Source organism: Enterobacter cloacae complex sp. SHL021, assembly GCF_049237765.1.
Lineage (GTDB): Bacteria > Pseudomonadota > Gammaproteobacteria > Enterobacterales > Enterobacteriaceae > Enterobacter > Enterobacter cloacae.
In genome coordinates, this window is the sequence record NZ_JBMKJG010000021.1 from 22,032 (window position 1) to 41,281 (window position 19,250).

17 protein-coding genes are annotated in these 19,250 nt (G+C 55.2%); 13 read left to right on the forward strand and 4 right to left on the reverse strand.

Annotation, left to right across the window (positions count from 1 at the left end):
- Positions 1-69 precede the first annotated feature (69 nt).
- From ACOTZF_RS19295 to yejF, 9 genes are all read left to right on the forward strand, one after another.
- Entirely contained in the window at positions 70-1,536 is a 1,467-nt protein-coding gene (locus ACOTZF_RS19295) for a mannitol dehydrogenase family protein (protein WP_129252165.1), read from the forward strand.
- Between the two features lie 123 nt (positions 1,537-1,659).
- On the forward strand, positions 1,660-2,646 hold the full coding sequence (locus tag ACOTZF_RS19300) for a CobW family GTP-binding protein (protein ID WP_129252162.1): 987 nt from the start codon (positions 1,660-1,662) through the stop codon (positions 2,644-2,646).
- A gap of 33 nt (positions 2,647-2,679) precedes the next feature.
- Complete coding sequence (locus ACOTZF_RS19305) at positions 2,680-3,393, forward strand: phosphatase PAP2 family protein (protein ID WP_136374357.1); 714 nt, start codon at positions 2,680-2,682, stop codon at positions 3,391-3,393.
- Between the two features lie 415 nt (positions 3,394-3,808).
- Positions 3,809-4,378, forward strand: a complete 570-nt coding sequence (gene mepS / locus ACOTZF_RS19310; RefSeq protein WP_023619753.1) for a bifunctional murein DD-endopeptidase/murein LD-carboxypeptidase — start codon at positions 3,809-3,811, stop codon at positions 4,376-4,378.
- Between the two features lie 129 nt (positions 4,379-4,507).
- Positions 4,508-6,064: a cyclic di-GMP phosphodiesterase gene (locus ACOTZF_RS19315; RefSeq protein ID WP_038420219.1), complete on the forward strand. Its 1,557-nt coding sequence runs from the start codon at positions 4,508-4,510 to the stop codon at positions 6,062-6,064.
- 74 nt (positions 6,065-6,138) lie between these two features.
- Positions 6,139-7,944, forward strand: a complete 1,806-nt coding sequence (locus ACOTZF_RS19320; protein WP_129317570.1) for an extracellular solute-binding protein — start codon at positions 6,139-6,141, stop codon at positions 7,942-7,944.
- Positions 7,945-7,953: 9 nt separating this feature from the next.
- Positions 7,954-9,048 (forward strand): microcin C ABC transporter permease YejB, encoded by a 1,095-nt coding sequence (locus tag ACOTZF_RS19325; protein WP_038420221.1) that lies wholly within the window; start codon positions 7,954-7,956, stop codon positions 9,046-9,048.
- The gene (locus ACOTZF_RS19330) at positions 9,048-10,073 is read left to right on the forward strand and encodes an ABC transporter permease (protein WP_129252493.1); all 1,026 of its coding nucleotides are present in this window, start codon (positions 9,048-9,050) and stop codon (positions 10,071-10,073) included. The genes ACOTZF_RS19325 and ACOTZF_RS19330 overlap by 1 nt, the downstream gene beginning before the upstream one ends.
- Before the next feature lies 1 nt (position 10,074).
- Positions 10,075-11,664, forward strand: a complete 1,590-nt coding sequence (gene yejF / locus ACOTZF_RS19335; protein ID WP_129252158.1) for a microcin C ABC transporter ATP-binding protein YejF — start codon at positions 10,075-10,077, stop codon at positions 11,662-11,664.
- Between the two features lie 3 nt (positions 11,665-11,667).
- Here the strand turns inward: yejF and ACOTZF_RS19340 are convergent, their stop codons facing one another.
- The 3 genes from ACOTZF_RS19340 to rsuA form a co-directional block, all read right to left on the reverse strand.
- A complete protein-coding gene (locus ACOTZF_RS19340) occupies positions 11,668-12,012 on the reverse strand; it encodes a YejG family protein (RefSeq protein ID WP_013097988.1) in 345 nt (114 codons plus the stop codon).
- A 278-nt stretch (positions 12,013-12,290) separates the two neighbouring features.
- A complete protein-coding gene (locus tag ACOTZF_RS19345) occupies positions 12,291-13,487 on the reverse strand; it encodes a Bcr/CflA family multidrug efflux MFS transporter (RefSeq protein WP_013097989.1) in 1,197 nt (398 codons plus the stop codon).
- 15 nt (positions 13,488-13,502) lie between these two features.
- Positions 13,503-14,210, reverse strand: coding sequence for a 16S rRNA pseudouridine(516) synthase RsuA (gene rsuA / locus ACOTZF_RS19350; RefSeq protein WP_013097990.1), 708 nt, complete (start codon positions 14,208-14,210; stop codon positions 13,503-13,505).
- 151 nt (positions 14,211-14,361) lie between these two features.
- Between rsuA and ACOTZF_RS19355 the strand changes: the two genes are divergently transcribed.
- The 4 genes from ACOTZF_RS19355 to rplY all read left to right on the forward strand — a co-directional run bounded on the left by ACOTZF_RS19355 (position 14,362) and on the right by rplY (position 18,113).
- Positions 14,362-16,119 carry a DEAD/DEAH box helicase gene (locus ACOTZF_RS19355; RefSeq protein ID WP_129317571.1) on the forward strand — a complete coding sequence of 586 codons (1,758 nt, stop codon included), beginning with the start codon at positions 14,362-14,364 and terminating at the stop codon, positions 16,117-16,119.
- 71 nt (positions 16,120-16,190) lie between these two features.
- Complete coding sequence (locus tag ACOTZF_RS19360) at positions 16,191-16,784, forward strand: TetR/AcrR family transcriptional regulator (protein ID WP_129317572.1); 594 nt, start codon at positions 16,191-16,193, stop codon at positions 16,782-16,784.
- Between the two features lie 53 nt (positions 16,785-16,837).
- Positions 16,838-17,710: an alpha/beta fold hydrolase gene (locus ACOTZF_RS19365; protein WP_129252156.1), complete on the forward strand. Its 873-nt coding sequence runs from the start codon at positions 16,838-16,840 to the stop codon at positions 17,708-17,710.
- A gap of 118 nt (positions 17,711-17,828) precedes the next feature.
- Positions 17,829-18,113, forward strand: coding sequence for a 50S ribosomal protein L25 (gene rplY / locus ACOTZF_RS19370; RefSeq protein ID WP_013097994.1), 285 nt, complete (start codon positions 17,829-17,831; stop codon positions 18,111-18,113).
- A 52-nt stretch (positions 18,114-18,165) separates the two neighbouring features.
- Here the strand turns inward: rplY and yejK are convergent, their stop codons facing one another.
- Positions 18,166-19,173, reverse strand: a complete 1,008-nt coding sequence (gene yejK / locus ACOTZF_RS19375; protein ID WP_013097995.1) for a nucleoid-associated protein YejK — start codon at positions 19,171-19,173, stop codon at positions 18,166-18,168.
- Positions 19,174-19,250: the final 77 nt, after the last annotated feature.

Below are 19,250 nucleotides of genomic sequence, written 5' to 3' on the forward strand. Positions count from 1 at the left end.
CAATTCTATTTGTTGTCACATAACTTTACACTGGCATTGTTAATTAATGGTTAATCAGGTGTGTATTTCATGAAGACAATTGCCTCCACCTCGCTTCCTGCCCATGTTCAGCAGCCGCGCTACGATCGCTCGCTTCTGCGCTCGCGCATCGTTCACTTCGGCTTTGGTGCTTTTCACCGTGCGCATCAGGCGTTATTAACCCATCGGGTGCTGAATGCCAAAGGAGGCGACTGGGGCATTTGTGAGATCAGCCTGTTCAGCGGCGATGTGTTGATGAGCCAGCTGCGGGCGCAGGATCACCTCTTCACCGTGCTGGAGAAAGGCGCGGAGGGCAACCAGCCGATTATCACTGGAGCCGTGCATGAATGCCTGAACGCAAAACTGGACTCGCTGGCCGCCATCATTGAGAAATTTTGCGAGCCGCAGGTGGCAATTGTTTCCCTCACCATTACTGAGAAAGGCTATTGCATCGACCCCGCAACCGGGAAACTCGATTTGCAAAACACCCGGATCGTTCACGATCTGGAAAACCCGACGGAGCCCCATTCCGCCCCAGGGATCATCGTCGAAGCGCTCCACCGCCGCCGTGAACGCGGCTTACCCGCCTTTACGGTGCTTTCCTGCGATAACATCCCGGATAACGGCCACGTGGTGAAAAATGCCGTGCTCGGCATGGCGCAGAAACGCTCTGAAGACCTGGCCGGATGGATTGATACCCATGTGAGTTTCCCGGGCACAATGGTTGACAGGATTGTGCCCGCCGCCACCGATGCCTCGCTGGCGGAGGTCGCGCAGGAACTCGGTGTGGAAGATCCGTGCGCCATCAGCTGCGAGCCCTTTATTCAGTGGGTCGTGGAAGATAACTTTGTCGCCGGACGCCCGGAGTGGGAAGTGGCAGGCGTGCAGATGGTGCAGGACGTTCTGCCGTGGGAACAGATGAAATTACGTATGCTGAACGGCAGCCACTCCTTCCTGGCGTATCTGGGCTATCTCGCCGGGTATGCGCACATTAATGAATGTATGGAGGATGAGGCGTTTCGTCAGGCCGCGCGGCGTTTAATGCTGGATGAACAGGCCCCTACGCTGCGTATCACCGACGTTGATCTGACGGCTTACGCCGACAGCCTGCTCGACCGTTTTGCCAACCCGGCACTGCAGCACCGTACCTGGCAAATTGCGATGGACGGCAGTCAAAAGCTGCCCCAACGCATGCTGGATGGGATCCGTATTCATCTGGAGCGTCAAAGTGCGTGGCCACTGCTGGCGCTGGGTGTGGCGGGCTGGATCCGCTACGTCAGCGGTACAGATGAACAAGGCAATACGATTGATGTCCGCGATCCGCTCAGCGACAAAATCCGTGCGAAGGTTGAAGCCAGCAATGACGCAAACCGCGTAAACGCTCTGCTGACGCTGAGCGAAGTCTTTGGTCACGATCTCGCGCAAAACCACGTTTTTGTCGAGTCGGTGAACCAGGCATACCAACGTATTGCCCGCCGCGGGGCGCGCCAGGCTGTTATCGAAACGTTAAATCTTTAACGTTTATTGCGCTTAAGGCGAACGGACATGCGCTCCGTTTGCCCTTTCTCTTCTCATTGCGCCCTTTTTTCGTCAGGATGAGAGATAATTGTTACATCATCACAATTATCTACCGGAGCGCACGTGACCAGGACCAACCTTATTACCGGTTTTCTCGGTAGCGGGAAAACCACCTCAATTCTCAACCTGCTGGCCAATAAAGATCCGGCAGAAAAATGGGCCGTGCTGGTCAACGAATTCGGCGAAGTGGGTATTGATGGCGCGTTACTGTCTGACTGCGGCGCCATGATCAAAGAGATCCCAGGCGGATGCATGTGCTGTGTAAACGGCCTGCCCATGCAGGTGGGGCTGAATACGCTGCTGCGTCAGGGTAAACCCGACCGCCTGCTGATTGAACCGACGGGGCTTGGTCACCCGAAGCAAATTCTTGATTTACTCACCGCGCCGGTTTACGAGCCGTGGATAGACTTACGCGCCACGCTTTGCCTGCTCGACCCGCGACAGCTGCTGGATGAAAAAGCGGTGGCCAACGACAACTTCCGCGATCAGCTCGCCTGCGCAGATATTATCGTCGCAAATAAAGAAGATCGGGCTACGGCTGAAAGCCAGGCGGCATTCGATGCCTGGTGGCAACATTTCGGGGGCAACCGTCAGCGGGTGCAAACCACTCAGGGGAAGATAGATGTCGCCCTGCTCGACCTGCCTCGCCTGAACCTCACCGAGCTGCCAGCCAGTGCGGAGCATGCGCATAGTCATCCCGCAAAGCAGGGTCTGGCGGCGTTGAGCCTGCCGGAACACCAGCGCTGGCGACGTAATCTCAACAGCGGTCAGGGTCATCAGGCCTGCGGGTGGATCTTTGATGCCGACACCGTTTTCGACACCATAGGCGTGCTTGAGTGGGCAAGACTGGCGCCGGTCGATCGCGTTAAGGGGATTATGCGCACCCCCGACGGCCTGGTGCGCATCAACCGTCAGGGTGAAGATTTCTTTATTGAAACGCAGAATGTTGCGCCCCCGGATAGCCGAATAGAGTTAATTAGTGCGGTTAACGCCGACTGGAATGCCCTGCAGTCCAGCCTGTTGAAGCTTCGTTTAAGTTCGGGCGGCTAACGTTGCCCCTGATTTCCCTGTATGCTGAATGTTATGACAACTCGAATTCCCCTGATTTTGCTGCTCAATGTCGCCGGACTGGCGCTCTTTTTCTCCTGGTATATCCCGGTGGATCACGGTTTCTGGTTTCCGCTGGATTCTGCCATCTTCCATTTCTTTAACCAGGCTCTGGTGAAGAGTGATGCCTTCCTGTGGCTGGTGGCGATTACCAACAACCGCGCGTTTGACGGCTGTTCGCTGGTGGCGATGGGCTGCCTGATGCTCTCTTTCTGGCTGAAAGAGGACAAAACCGGGCGTCGCCGCATTATGATTATTGGTCTGATGATGCTGCTGCTGGCTGTCGCCATTAACCAACTTGCTACGGCTATTATTCCGGTCAAGCGCTCAAGCCCAACGCTGTTCTTTACCAATATTTATCGCGTCAGCGAATTGCTGCATATTCCAACGAAAGATGCCTCGAAGGCCAGTTTCCCTGGCGATCACGGCATGATGCTGCTTATTTTTTGTGCAGTCATGCTGCGCTATTTCGGCAGGAAGGCGTTCGCCATAGCCCTGATTATTTTTGTGGTTTTCGCCTTCCCTCGCGTAATGATTGGCGCACACTGGTTCACCGATATTGCCGTGGGCTCGCTCTCTGTTGCGCTGGTCGCGTTACCGTGGTGTCTGATGACACCGCTGAGCGACCGGATAATAGCCCTGTTTGATCGCTATCTGCCGGGTAAAAAGCAACAAGCATTAAACAAATAATTAACCAAAATTAACGTCCGCTATCAGGGATCATTGCGATCCCTGATAGATCTCCCGCCACGATCGTTTCGCACTGTCATCTTCCCGTCATCTCTTTCATGATAAAAATGAATCAATTGCGTGATAAAGCGCCGGATCTGACTGCATTTTAAGCAATGCCGGATTTTTACTTTCTGTATCACAATTTCTTATAAAAAAAAGGCTTTTTTTACTCGCAATAGCCCTGGCAATCGGTTAATCTCGAACTCGTTTTGCCCCATAGAGATAATTATTTCCTTGGTGAATAAATTTGTGCGCTGCGCCACAAATGTGACCAGAAAGAATTGTCTCATTGTGAACAGATAATTAGTCTCGTCACGTTTGGCATTTTTATAACGATATTTGTCGTTAAGGACTTCAAGGGAAAATAAACAAAATGGTCAAATCTCAACCGATTTTGAGATATATCTTGCGGGGGATCCCGGCGATAGCAGTTGCGGTACTGTTGTCTGCATGTAGTACATCGAACACCGCAAAGAACATGCATCCTGAGACGCGTGTTGTGGGAATGGAAGATTCCTCGTCACTGCAAGCCTCTCAGGATGAATTTGAAAATATGGTACGTAATCTGGACGTGAAGTCCCGTATTATGGACCAGTATGCTGACTGGAAAGGCGTGCGTTATCGTCTGGGCGGCAGCACCAAAAAAGGTATCGATTGTTCCAGCTTTGTACAGCGTACCTTCCGTGAGCAGTTTGGGTTAGACCTGCCGCGTTCAACTTACGAACAGCAGGAAGTGGGCAAGTCGATTTCACGTACAAAACTGCGCACCGGTGATTTAGTTCTGTTCCGTGCCGGTTCAACGGGTCGACATGTCGGCATCTATATTGGTAATGACCAGTTTGTGCATGCCTCCACCAGCAGCGGTGTGACCATTTCCAGCATGAACGAGCCATACTGGAAGAAGCGCTACAACGAAGCGCGTCGCGTACTGACCCGCAGTTAATATGATGATTGTATCGTTGGTTATCCCTTGGCTGGCGATATGATGAAAAAAAGACACTGCTTCGGCGGTGTTTTTTTTTTGCCCGTTACACTGAATACATCCAGCGGCAATTCAGGAATCACGACGTCTATGTTCACCCGCTACTTTTCCAGTCATCGCAAGATACTTTTCCTCAGTATTATTACAGGTCTGGTCACTGCCCTGCTTTTGGGTTCATTGCAATTTTTCTGGAGTTACCACAAGCGGGAAGTCCGGTTCGACACCCTGATTACCGATGTGAGCCTCTACATGGAGAGCTATTTCGAAGAGTTGAAAACCTCTATCGATGTTCTTCAGCCCCTCACGCTGAACAGCTGCCATGACGTCAATGCCGAGCTGACGTCGCGCGCGGCCTTCAGCCTCAATGTGCGCGCGTTCTTGCTGGTCAGGGACAAAATCGCCTTCTGCTCGTCGGCCACCGGGCCGATGGATACGCCGATGGAAGCTCTAATACCTGAGCTGCACATCAACAAGAAGATTGATATGGCATTACTGCCGGGCACGCCTATGCTGCCGAATAAACCCGCCATTGCCATCTGGTACCGAAACCCTCTGGTTAAAGACGGCGGGGTGTTTACGTCAGTTAATCTCAATCTGACCCCGTACCTGCTTTATACCGCGCGCCAGGACGACTTCGCAGGGATTGCCATCATCATCGGGGATATGGCGCTGTCCACCATGTCCAGTACCCTGGTCAGGGCGCAGGATTTACATGCCGTGCCCGAGCGTACCGCCACGCTTAAGGCCGTGCCGCTGACCATTAAGCTTTACGCTGAAAAGTGGACAAGCGACGAAATCCTCTACGCCCTCTTCTTTGGGCTGGTGTGCGGTATTGCGGCAGGATCGCTGAATTTCTATATCCTCACCATCCGCGTTAATCCCGGCAAAGAGATCCTCAGCGCTATTAAGCGCGGCCAGTTTTATGTGGTCTATCAGCCCGTGGTGGATGCAAAAGATCTGAAAATGCGGGGGGTTGAGGTCCTGATGCGCTGGAAGCACCCCACCATGGGTGAGATCCCCCCTGATGCGTTTATCAATTTTGCTGAAGCGCAGCAGCTGATTGTTCCGCTCACGCTGCATCTGTTTGACCTTATCATTCACGATGCACCGGTATTACAGACCCAACTGCCGCCGGGCGCAAAACTCGGTATCAACATTGCGCCGGGGCATCTGCACGCCGACAGCTTTAAAGATGATATGCGCACCTTTAAAGAGTTACTGCCGCCGGATCACTTCCAGTTGGTGCTGGAAATTACCGAGCGCGACATGCTCAACCACCGTGAAGCCAACAACCTGTTCGAATGGCTGCACAACGAAGGGTTTGAGATAGCGATCGATGATTTTGGAACCGGCCACAGTGCGCTGATCTATCTTGAACATTTCACCATGGATTACATCAAAATCGACCGGGGTTTTGTTAACGCCATCGGGACAGAAACCGTCACCTCACCGGTACTTGATGCCGTACTGATGCTGGCAAGACGGCTGAACATGTCCACCGTCGCAGAGGGCGTGGAAACGCCGGAACAGGCGGCCTGGCTGCGCGAACATGGCGTTAACTTCCTGCAGGGATACTGGATTAGCCGTCCGATGCCGCTGGAGCAGTTCCGTGAGTGGCGGCCCGACCTGACGCACGCTGGCGAATAATTTCACATTGCCCGTGACGTCACTTATTATTCAGCTTAACTGAGCCGGTCTGTTAAAGAGGGAGCTGTCGCGAGATGTTTATGCGCTTCATACTGTTGCTGTTGGCACTTACGGCCCTGTCCAGCCAGGCGCAAACCATCAAAGAAGACGTTGCGTTTGCCGTGATTGGTGAACCGAAATACGCGGTGAATTTCACCCATTATGATTACGTCAACCCTGCCGCGCCGAAAGGCGGGAATGTGACGCTCTCCGCCACCGGCACGTTCGATAACTTCAACCGCTTTGCCCTGCGCGGTGTGGCCGCGGCGCGCACAGAAGCTCTCTACGATACCCTGTTTGTCACCTCTGATGATGAGCCCGGAAGCTACTATCCCATGATCGCCGAAAACGTGCGGTATGCGGATAATTTTGCCTGGGCGGAAATTTCGCTTAACCCGCGGGCGCGTTTTCATGACGGTTCGCCGGTCAGGGCAAGCGATGTCGCCTTTACGTTTCATAAATTTATGACTGAAGGCGTTCCTCAGTTCCGTATTGTCTACAAAGGCGCGTCGGTCAGGGCCATCGCACCGCTCACCGTGCGCATTGAGCTGAGCGAGCCGAATAAAGAGAATATGCTGAGCCTGTTCTCCCTGCCCGTAATGCCTGAATCGTTCTGGAAAGCCCATAAGCTGAGCGACCCGCTCTCCACACCGCCGCTGGCAGGAGGCCCGTACCGCATCACCGACTGGCGCATGGGGCAGTATGTGGTCTACTCCCGTGTAAAAGACTACTGGGCCGCCAACCTGCCGGTAAACCGGGGGCGCTGGAATTTCGACACCCTTCGCTATGATTACTACCTGGACGATAACGTGGCTTTTGAGGCCTTTAAGGCCGGAGCCTTCGATTTACGCCTGGAGAGCAGCGCTAAAAACTGGGCTACGCGCTATATCGGTAAAAACTTTGCCAAAGGCTTCATCGTCAAGGACGAGCAAAAAAATAGCTCTGCCCAAGACACGCGCTGGCTGGCGTTTAATATTCAGCGTCCGGTATTTAACGACCGCCGGGTACGTCAGGCCATTACCCTGGCCTTTGACTTTGAGTGGATGAACAAGGCGCTGTTTTATGGCGCCTACAGCCGCGCTAACAGCTATTTTCAGAATACCGAATACGCGGCGCGCGCTTACCCCAATGCCGACGAGTTGACGCTGCTGGCCCCCTTCAAAGCACAATTGCCGCCGGAAGTGTTTACCACCGTGTTTGATCCCCCCACCTCCGATGGCAACGGCTTTGATCGTGACAATTTGCTGAAAGCCAGCAAACTGCTGGATGAGGCCGGTTGGGTCCTGAAAAATCAAAAACGGGTCAATGCCCAAACGGGAAAACCGTTGAGCTTCGAGCTACTGATCGCGTCAGGGGCAAACGATCAGTGGGTTTTGCCGTTTAAGCACAACCTGGCCCGGCTGGGGATCACAATGAACATACGCCAGGTGGATATCGCCCAGCTGACCAACCGCAAGCGCAGCCGGGATTACGATATGATGCAGAGCCTGTGGCCCGCGCAGCCCTGGCCAAGCTCCGACCTGCAGATTTCCTGGGCGTCCAGTTACATCGACTCCTCGTACAATGCGCCGGGGGTAAAAAGCCCGGTCGTTGACGCGCTAATTGCAAAGATCGTGGCGGCACAGGGCGATAAACAGAAGCTCCTGCCATTAGGACGCGCCCTCGACAGAGTGTTAACCTGGAACTACTACATGCTGCCCATGTGGTATATGGGTGAAGATCGTCTTGCCCGCTGGGACAAGTTTTCGCTGCCTGCCGTGCGCCCGATCTATTCGCTGGGCTTCGATACCTGGTGGTATGACGTTAACAAAGCTGCCAGACTCCCAGCTGAGCGGCGATAAGGAATCATCATGGGTGCGTATCTAATCCGCCGTCTCCTGCTGATCATCCCAACCCTGTGGGCCATCATCACCATTAACTTCTTTATTGTGCAAATCGCCCCCGGTGGGCCGGTCGATCAGGCGATTGCGGCCATTGAATTTGGCACCAGCGGCGGGATGCCCGGCGGTGGCGGAGAAGGAATGGGCGCAAGCCATGCCAAAACGGGCGTGGGGAATATCAGCGAAAGCCATTATCGCGGCGGCCGCGGGCTGGATCCGGAGGTGATTGCCGAGATCACCCATCGCTATGGTTTTGATAAACCGATTCACGAGCGCTATTTCAAAATGCTGTGGGATTACGTCCGGTTTGATTTTGGTGATAGCCTGTTCCGCAGTGCCTCGGTCTTAACCCTGATCAAACAAAGCCTGCCGGTGTCGATCACCCTGGGACTGTGGGGAACGCTGATTATCTACCTGGTTTCCATTCCGCTTGGGATCCGTAAAGCGGTCTACAACGGCAGCCGTTTTGATATCTGGAGCAGCACGTTCATTATCATCGGCTATGCCATTCCGGCGTTTCTGTTCGCTGTGCTGCTGATTGTCTTTTTTGCCGGCGGCAGCTATTTCGATCTCTTCCCGCTGCGGGGGCTGGTATCCGCCGATTTCAGCACCCTGCCGTGGTATCAGAAAATCACCGACTATCTCTGGCATATCACGCTGCCGGTGCTGGCAACGGTGATTGGCGGATTTGCCGCCCTGACCATGCTGACCAAAAACGCCTTTCTTGATGAAATCCGCAAACAATATGTCGTCACCGCCCGCGCGAAGGGCGTGGGTGAAAAACAGATCATGTGGAAGCACGTGTTCCGCAACGCCATGCTGCTGGTGATTGCCGGATTTCCTGCCACGTTCATCAGTATGTTTTTTACCGGTTCGCTGCTTATTGAGGTGATGTTCTCGCTTAACGGTCTGGGGCTATTGGGTTATGAAGCCACCGTGTCGCGGGATTATCCGGTGATGTTTGGCACACTCTACATTTTTACCCTGATTGGCCTGCTGCTGAATATCGTCAGTGATATCAGCTATACGCTGGTCGATCCCCGAATCGATTTTGAGGGCCGATGATGCCGCGTTTAAGCCCCGTCAATCAGGCCCGCTGGGCCCGTTTTCGCCACAACCGTCGTGGCTACTGGTCGTTATGGATTTTTGCCGTCCTGTTTGTGTTAAGCCTGTGCTCAGAGCTGATTGCCAACGATAAACCCCTGCTGGTGCATTTCAACGACCGCTGGTATGTGCCCGTGCTTAATAACTACAGTGAAAGTGACTTTGGCGGCCCATTTGCAACACCGGCGGAGTATCAGGATCCGTGGCTGCGCCAGCAGATTGATCAACACGGCTGGGCACTGTGGGCCCCGATCCGTTTTGGCGCCAACAGTATCAATTTCGCCACCACGACCCCCTTCCCTTCTCCCCCGTCCACGCAAAACTGGCTGGGAACGGATGCCAACGGTGGCGACGTGCTGGCGCGCATCCTCTACGGTACCCGAATCTCGATCCTCTTTGGGCTGATGCTGACGCTCTTCTCCAGCGTGATGGGCGTGGTGGCAGGTGCCGTCCAGGGCTACTATGGCGGTAAAATTGACCTCTGGGGTCAGCGCGTGATTGAGGTGTGGTCAGGTATGCCAACGCTGTTTCTGATCATCCTGCTGTCGAGCGTGGTGCAGCCAAACTTCTGGTGGCTGCTGGGGATCACCGTATTGTTTGGCTGGATGGCGCTGGTGGGCGTCGTGCGCGCAGAATTTCTGCGCACCCGTAATTTTGACTATATTCGTGCCGCACAGGCACTGGGCGTGAGCGACAGCGGGATCATCTTCCGCCATATGCTGCCGAACGCCGTGGTGGCGACACTGACCTTTCTGCCGTTTATTTTGTGCAGCTCCATCACCACCCTCACCTCGCTCGATTTTCTGGGCTTCGGGCTACCGCTCGGTTCCCCCTCGCTCGGCGAGCTGTTGCTGCAGGGCAAAAACAACCTGCAGGCACCGTGGCTGGGCATTACAGCCTTTCTTTCCGTGGCGGTACTGCTTTCGCTGCTGATTTTTATTGGCGAAGCCGTGCGCGACGCCTTCGATCCCAACAAGGCGGTGTAACATGACGCAGCCCCTTCTCAGTATCGAGAATCTGTCGATTGCCTTTTCGAAACAGGGTGAGACGCGCACCGTGGTCAGCGATCTGTCGCTGCAGATCCAGCGTGGCGAAACGCTGGCACTGGTGGGGGAATCCGGCTCCGGCAAGAGCGTCTCGGCACTCTCCATACTGCGCCTGCTCCCGTCTCCGCCAGTGAGCTACCCGCAAGGAGATATTCTGTTTCACGGCAGCTCGCTGCTGCACGCCGACGAACAGACCCTGCGGGGCGTCCGCGGCAATAAAATTGCGATGATTTTCCAGGAGCCGATGGTCTCACTCAACCCGCTGCATACCCTGGAAAAACAGCTTTACGAGGTGCTGTCCCTGCACCGGGGCATGCGCAAAGAGGCCGCGCGCGGGGAAATCCTCGACTGCCTCGAGAGAACCGGCATCCGCAACGCGGCAAAACGGCTGAGCGATTTCCCGCATCAGCTTTCCGGCGGTGAACGTCAACGTGTGATGATTGCCATGGCGCTACTGACGCGCCCGGAACTGCTGATCGCCGATGAGCCCACCACCGCGCTGGACGTCACGGTGCAGGCGCAAATTTTGCAACTGCTGCGGGAGCTACGTAGCGAGCTGAACATGAGTCTGCTGTTTATCACCCATAACCTGAGCATTGTGAAAAAGCTGGCCGACAGCGTCGCCGTAATGCAAAACGGACGCTGTGTAGAGCAGAACACCGCCGCCGCACTGCTGAACGCGCCTCAGCACCCCTATACGCAGCGGCTGCTCGACAGTGAACCCGCTGGCGATCCTGTGCCTCTTCAGGGGGACAGCGCGCCGTTGCTCAACGTCGAGGGGCTGTCTGTCTCCTTCCCCATCCGTAAAGGTATTCTGCGCCGCGTGGTCGACCAGAACGCCGTGCTGAAGAACATCCGTTTTTCACTGCGCCCGGGTGAGTCGCTGGGACTGGTGGGCGAGTCGGGTTCAGGCAAAAGCACCACCGGCCTGGCACTACTGCGTTTAATTGCCTCGCAGGGCGAGATCCTGTTTGACGGCATGCCGCTGCACCGCTGGAACCGTCGGCAGATGCTGCCGGTACGTCCCCGCATGCAGGTGGTGTTTCAGGATCCCAACTCCTCGCTCAATCCAAGGCTGAGTATTTTGCAGATCATCGAAGAAGGATTGCGCGTCCATCAGCCTACCCTGACGGCTCTGCAACGTGAAAATGAGGTCAGGCGTGTGATGGCAGAGGTAGGGTTAGATCCCGAGACGCGCCACCGCTACCCGGCTGAATTTTCTGGCGGACAGCGCCAGCGTATCGCCATTGCCCGCGCGCTGATCCTCAAACCTGAGCTGATCATCCTGGATGAACCGACCTCCTCGCTGGACAGAACCGTGCAGGCACAGATCCTGACCCTGTTAAAAGGGTTACAGGAAAAGCACCGGCTGGCCTATATCTTTATCAGCCACGATCTACAGGTAGTGCGGGCGTTATGCCATCAGGTGATTGTGCTACGGCAGGGAGAAGTGGTCGAGCAAGGTGAGTGCCAGCGTGTATTTACTGCACCGACGCAGAGCTACACGCGCCAGCTGTTATCGGCAGACTAGCACTCAGAAGGGATACTGGCCCGAGAAAGGCTCAGCAATGGCCACGCCAAAGTTCTTCAGGCGGCAGGTTGCGGCAAATTCATCCTGACTTTTAACAAACAGGCACGGCTCGCCTTCACACTCCAGTACGGAGCTGTCCACTTCGATATCCGACAGCGCCTGGCTTAAGCGTTCCATTACCGGCCATGCATCTTCGTCGCTCGGGCTAAGCAGTTTGAGCGCGACCAGACAATTCTCGCAACCTGCAACGTTTTGCGGAATCGGTTCAACTTTCGAACCTGCAAAACCCGCCGACCAGCGATAGCTCTGGGGCAAGCGATGGACTATGGAGAGTTGTAATGTATTCACGTTCGATCCCCGGAAGCAAATTTACTTCACAATTTATTTACATTTATAGTAACACATCATCGCCAACCTGCACTATTCAGCGCTTTTTTATAGGTATCCAGGCTCGCGTCGGCGCTATATGTACCCGTTTCTGCGATCTAACTCAACCTTTTTAAATACAATGATGTGACTTTTTACACAAATAGATTTTACATAAAAGAAACAAACACAGGGTAAACGAACGCAAGTTTGGTTGATATGGGTCAACAAAAAGGCCCGTATCGGGCCTGATGTGCAGATTAATGAGCGGCTTTTCGCGGTCGGCTGGCATAAAGACAGAAGAGAATGGAGCTGGTGGCACAGAACGCCATCGCCCACAGCATTGGCCAGGCCGTGTTAAAGGTCGCCATTGAGAGTAACGCCCCCACCACGGCACCAATCCCGAAGCGGAACGTCCCCGCCAGCGATGACGCGGTGCCAGCCATATGCGGGAACTCGTCGAGAATGACCGCCATCGCATTGGATGAGATCATCGAGACGCAGCCAACAAAAGCGGCAACCCCCACCACCAGCGCCCAGAAGCCCACGCCGAAAAACGCGCTGACCACCAGCCAGATAGCCATCACAAACTGGATCCACAGCCCGGCACGGAACATATTCAGTGCTCCAATCCGGCGAACAAAGCGGCTGTTGATGATGGTCATGATGAACAGGAACACAATGTTCAGCGCAAAGTAATACCCAAAGTGCTGAGGGGAAACGTGGTTCAGCTCAATATAGACAAATGGCCCGGCGCTCAGGAAGGAGAACATGCCGGCAAAGCTGAAGCCGCTTGCCAGCATGTAGCTCAGCACGCGCTTGTGGCGGAACAGCGAGGCAAAATTCCCCATTGTGGTACGGATGTGGAATTTCTGGCGGCGCTCGACGGCTAACGTTTCATCAATAAAGAAGAAAATCATCGCCGAGGCCAGCAGTGCGGCAAGCGCCAGGATCCAGAAAATGGCATGCCAGCTGAACCATACCAGCACCGCGCCACCGGCCATCGGAGCCACCAGCGGCGCAATGGTGGTTACCAGCATGACAAACGACATCATGCGGGAGAACTCTTCTTTCGGGTAGATATCACGCATCAGGGCGTTAATCACCACGCTTGCCGCCGCCGCCGCGAGGCCGTGGAATAAACGCATCACGATCAGCTGATCGATACTCTGTGCCAGCGCACAGGCCACGGCTGCGGCTGCAAAGATCAGCGTTCCGCCCAGAATAACCGGCTTACGTCCGAGGCTGTCGGCCATCGGGCCATAAAACAACTGGCCAAGGGCAAAACCGAGAATATAGGTACTGAGCGTCATCTGTGCGCTGCCTGCCGGTACGCCAAACTGCGCCGAAATCACCGGCAGCGCAGGCAGATACATATCAATCGACAGCGGCATCAACATGGCCAGCAGGCCAAGAATGAACACGATTTTGAAAGACGAGTGTGGCCTGGTGGTCACAGGGTTCTCCTGAAATTAATGCGAGGGCAGACCGACGCTGGCGATCTCTTCTTCCGTCAGCGGGCGATATTCGCCAGGCGCCAGATCGGGATCGAGTTCAATTGCCCCAATACGTTCACGATGCAGACCCACAACGTGGTTACCCACCGCGGCGAACATACGTTTCACCTGATGATAACGCCCTTCGCTGATGGTCAGACGGACTTCGGTCGGGGTAATGACTTCCAGCACCGCCGGTTTGGTGAGGTCTTTTTCATTATGCAGCTGAACGCCTTTGGCAAATTGTTCTGCCGTGTCATCTGCCACCGGCGATTCCAGCGTCACCAGATAGGTTTTTTCACAGTGATGACGAGGAGAGGTAATGCGGTGGGACCACTGACCGTCATCGGTCATCAGCACCAGACCGGTGGTGTCGATATCGAGGCGGCCAGCCGCATGCAGCTTGTGTGCAACCGGTTCGTCGAGGAAATAGAGCACCGTCGGGTGATCCGGATCGTCCGTAGAACAGACGTAGCCTTCCGGCTTATTGAGCATGAAATAGCGCGGGCCGTGCTGCTGGGTGAGCGGATTGCCGTCATACTCCACCTGATGGTCAGGTTGCAGTTTGAACGCGCTGTCTCTCACAATGTCGCCATCCACGGTAACGCGGCTGGCGCGGATCTCGCGCCCGGCAATAGCACGGCTTACGCCGAGTTGCTGAGCGATAAACTTATCAAGTCGCATGAAATCTTTTTAGCCTTAATGGTGCTGGAAGTCGGACAATGCGTCCGAAAAAGAAGCAGTCAGGAACGGTTCAGTATAATGGTCTGGTTGCGCCACTCAAGGGAAAAAGTTTCGTGGCATACTATATGCGGAATAACGATACAGAGACCCCATGACTTTTACACTTCGCCCCTATCAGCAGGAAGCCGTTGACGCCACCCTGGCCTGGTTTCGCAAACACCGTGAGCCCGCGGCCATTGTGCTCCCCACTGGCGCAGGCAAAAGCCTGGTGATCGCCGAACTTGCCCGCCTGGCGCGCGGCCGCGTGCTGGTGCTGGCGCACGTCAAAGAGCTGGTTGCGCAAAACCATGCCAAGTATTGCGCGCTTGGTCTGGAGGCCGATATCTTCGCCACCGGGCTAAAGCGGAAAGAGAGCCACGGCAAAGTGGTGTTCGGCAGCGTTCAGTCTGTTGCCCGCAACCTTGACCTGTTTCGCAGCGAATTTTCGCTGCTGATTGTCGACGAGTGCCATCGCATCAGTGATGACGACGATAGCCAGTATCAGCAAATCCTCACTCACCTGAAAGAGGTGAACCCTCACTTACGCCTGCTGGGCCTGACGGCAACCCCGTTTCGCCTGGGTAAAGGCTGGATTTACCGCTTTCATTATCACGGTATGGTGCGAGGGGATGAGAAGGCGCTGTTCAGCGACTGTATCTATGAACTTCCGCTGCGCTATATGATTAAACACGGCTACCTGACCCCGCCTGAACGGCTGGATATGCCGGTCGTCCAGTACGATTTCAGCCGCTTACAGGCGCAGAGCAACGGCTTATTTAGCGAAGCGGATTTGAACCAGGAGCTGAAAAAGCAAAAGCGCATCACTCCGCACATTATCAGCCAGATTGAAGAGTTCGCTGAAACGCGCAAAGGGGTAATGATTTTTGCCGCCACCGTTGAGCATGCGCGCGAAATCACCGGCTTACTGCCCGCTGGCGACGCGGCGCTGATCACCGGCGAGACGCCCGGCCCGGAGCGCGACAGCCTGATTGAGGCGTTTAAAGCGCAGCAGTTTCGCTATCTGGTAAACGTCTCGGTGCTCACCACCGGGTTTGATGCCCCCCACGTCGACCTGATTGCTATTCTGCGTCCGACCGAATCGGTCAGCCTGTATCAGCAAATCGTTGGCCGCGGTCTGCGTCTGGCTCCCGGTAAAACCGACTGCCTGATCCTGGATTACGCCGGTAACCCGCACGATCTCTACTCGCCTGAAGTGGGTACGCCGAAAGGAAAAAGTGACAACGTGCCGGTACAGGTCTTCTGTCCTGCCTGTGGCTTTGCCAACACTTTTTGGGGCAAGACGACGGCTGACGGTACGCTGATCGAACATTTTGGCCGCCGCTGTCAGGGCTGGTTTGAAGATGATGAAGGGCATCGCGAGCAGTGCGATTTCCGTTTCCGCTTTAAAAACTGCCCCCAATGCAACGCTGAAAATGATATCGCCGCCCGCCGCTGCCGCGAATGTGACACGGTTCTGGTCGACCCTGATGACATGCTGAAGGCCGCGCTGAAGTTAAAGGATGCCCTGGTGCTGCGCTGCTCTGGCATGGCGCTGCAACCGGGAGCGGATGAAAAAGGCGAATGGCTGAAAATCACCTATTACGATGAGGACGGCGCCGACGTCAGCGAGCGCTTCCGGGTGCACACTCCGGCTCAGCGCATGGCTTTCGAACAGCTCTTTATCCGCCCGCATACCCGCACACCGGGCGTACCGCTGCGCTGGATAACCGTAGCGGATATCGTGCATCAGCAGGTGCTGCTGCGCCATCCGGATTTTGTTGTCGCCCGCAAGAAAGGCCAGTACTGGCAAGTCCGTGAAAAGATTTTTGACTATGAAGGCCGTTTTCGTCGGGCCAACGAACTGCGTTAATGGCAGGCAGGCCTTGAATAGGAAACGATTGTTTCCTATTATGTATTATCGTATTGCAACAGGACTCACTCATGTCACGTCTTCCCGGTCGCCCGCGTGAATTTGACACCGACGCTGCCATCGACAGCGCCCTGCTCGTTTTCCGCGAGCGCGGCTACCATGCTACCTCAATCAAAGAGCTGAGTGACGCGACGGGCCTTACGGCGGGAAGCCTGTATAAAGCCTTTGGCAGCAAGAATGGCCTGTTTCTCGCGGCGTTCGATCGTTACACCCGGACGCGCAGCGCCGCCCTGCGCCAGCGTACCGAGGCGGCACGCAGCGGGCGAGATAAAATCGCGGCGGTGTTACGTTTCTACGCCGAGAGCAGCCACGGTTCTGAGGGCATACGCGGCTGTCTGGTGGTCGCCAGCGCGACCGAGCTGGCGGTTTTTGATGAGGCAACCGCGCAGTACATCAAAACCGCCATGCAGCGTACCGAGCAGCTGTTGCTCGAACTGGTTCAGGAGGGCCAGCGGGACGGTAGCCTTTCTCGCGCGCTGCCCACGGAGCAAACGGCACGTAATCTTTTCGCGCTGCTGCAGGGTTACCGCGTGATCGGCAAAAAAGGCCTGTCTGAGGACGAAATCAATAGCGCCGTTAACGCGGCACTCAGCCTGCTCGGCTGAGTTTTTTTTAATCAATTAGGAAACGATTATTTCCTATTATTCCGGAGATCGTTATGACCATACCCGTCGCCCCGCAGCACCACTTCACGCTCATCAATGGTATCCGCACGCACTACGTCACCGCCGGAGAACAGCACGCGCAGACGGTTGTCCTGCTGGCAGGTTTCCCCGAAAGCTGGTACGCCTGGCGCCATGTTATCCCTTTGCTGGCCGAGCGTTATCATGTGATCGCCCCGGACTTACCCGGACAGGGTGATACCGATTGTCCGTCAGAGGGGTATGACACCCACACCCTCGCCAGCCATGTTCATGAACTGCTGACCCAGCTTGGCGTGCATCGCTACTATCTGGCCGGTCACGACGTGGGAGCCTGGGTTGCCTGGCCTTATGCGGCGATGTACAGCGATGAGGTGATAAAGCTGGCGCTGCTGGACGCCGGCATTCCGGGTATTACCTTACCCGATGCCCTCCCCGTCACCGCGGACCGCGCCTGGCGCACCTGGCATTTTGCCTTTCACGTAATTGCAGACCTGCCTGAATTCCTCATCAGGGGCAAAGAGCGCGGCTATCTGGAGTGGTTTCTGCGTCGCAAAGCGGCGAATCCCCTCACCTTCAGCGAGGCGGATCTTGACGAGTATCTGCGCATTTTTACGCGCGAAGGTGGCTTGCGCGCAGGGCTGGCTTACTATCGCGCTGCCGCCCTCTCCGCTGCGCAAAACCGGGCGCTTAGCGAACGGGGTAAACTCTCTGTTCCTGTTCTGGCACTCAGTGCCGATCAGGGTTCGATTCCTGATATGGCCTCGCCGCTGAGGGCGTTTGCAGAACGCGTTGACGGGTGCTTGATCCCCCGTTGCGGCCATTTTCAGCCAGAAGAGCAGCCTCAGGCCGTCGCCGACGCCCTAAGCGGTTTTTTTAGTGGGGATTAATTCATTGCCCTGAGGTGGATTGGGGGCTATAATGCCGCCCGCTTTTGCATCCGCAAAGCAGAACACTCACCTGCTGCTGGGTCGCCTGTAGTAGGGTTTTAAATACAGAGAGAAATCAATGTTCACTATCGAAGCAGAAGTACGTAACGTGCAGGGTAAGGGTGCGAGCCGCCGCCTGCGTACCGCTAACAAGTTCCCGGCTATCGTTTACGGTGGCGAAGCTGCTCCAGTTTCTATCGAACTGGATCACGACAAAGTATGGAACATGCAGACCAAAGCTGAATTCTACAGCGAAGTTCTGACCATCGTTGTTGGCGGTAAAGAAGAAAAAGTGAAAGTTCAGGCTGTTCAGCGTCACGCGTTCAAGCCAAAACTGACTCACATCGACTTCGTTCGCGCGTAATCGCAAACATGTCGAAAAAAAGCCCCGCTTCGGCGGGGTTTTTTTATGGCGGTTATTTACCGCCAGCGGTGCGACGCTGCAGCTGATCGCGCAGGTTGGGTGGCGTACCTTTAATGGTCAGCGTGTCGGTGGCCGGATCCCAGAAGATACGTTCCCCCAGCAGCATGGCATCAAAGTTGATGGTTAACCCGCCGCCGCTTCCGGCAAATTTGGTTAACTGACGCAGCGTACTGCGATCCGCCGGGAAGCTCTCTTCCAGCTCATACCCTTTCTCAGCAGTAAATTCCTGGAAACTGACTTCACTGACGCCGGCCAGCTCTTTTGACAGCGACTCAAGCTCAATCTCTTCCCCCGCCTGCAGCTGTTCGTTGCAGTAGCTGTAAACCTGCTGACGCACGTTCTGGCGCTCAGATTTATCGAGCTGCGCTTCCGCCGTGAAGTCATCCACCGCCTGCAGCAGCCCTTTGTTCTGCGCTTTGGCGTTGAGACCTTCGCTGGCACCGAGGAAGTCCATAAAGAAATCGGCCACTTTACGGCCAACACGCCCTTTGAGGAAGGTCAGGTAGCGCGTCGACTCTGGATTGGTTTCCCACTCGGTCAAATCAATACGCGCAACGATATCCGCATGATTGATATCCAGATAATGGGTGGAGCTGATATCCAGCTGCTCATTCACGCGCATACTGCTTAAATTGTTCAGCACGGTGACCAGCAAATACTCGACCGCCAGGTAGCGATAGTGGCAGAACAGAACGATACCGCCGTCGGCAAACGGGTATTTTGCCAGTTCGTCGCGCAGACGCCCGGTTGCCGCGCGGCTAAACGCCAGGAAATCTTCCTCACCCTGGCGTTGCAGGCGCAGGCTATCAGCCAGTTCACTCTCGTCGCTGAACAGACCATAGGCTTTATTTTTTGCACTGTAGACGCGGTGCAGTTCCGCCATCATTTCCACAACGGTTGCCGTGGGTTCCAGTAACGAATCGCGCAGCACCACTTCAAGGGTTTGCTCATCACGCTTGATAAGCTGGTGCAAGGCAATCTGGTTGATTTCCAGACTCATGATAAACTCTCCTTTTAGACCGGGCGGTATTCAACCACCACCAGGACATGTGTGCAACAACTGATAAAAAAGGGGAA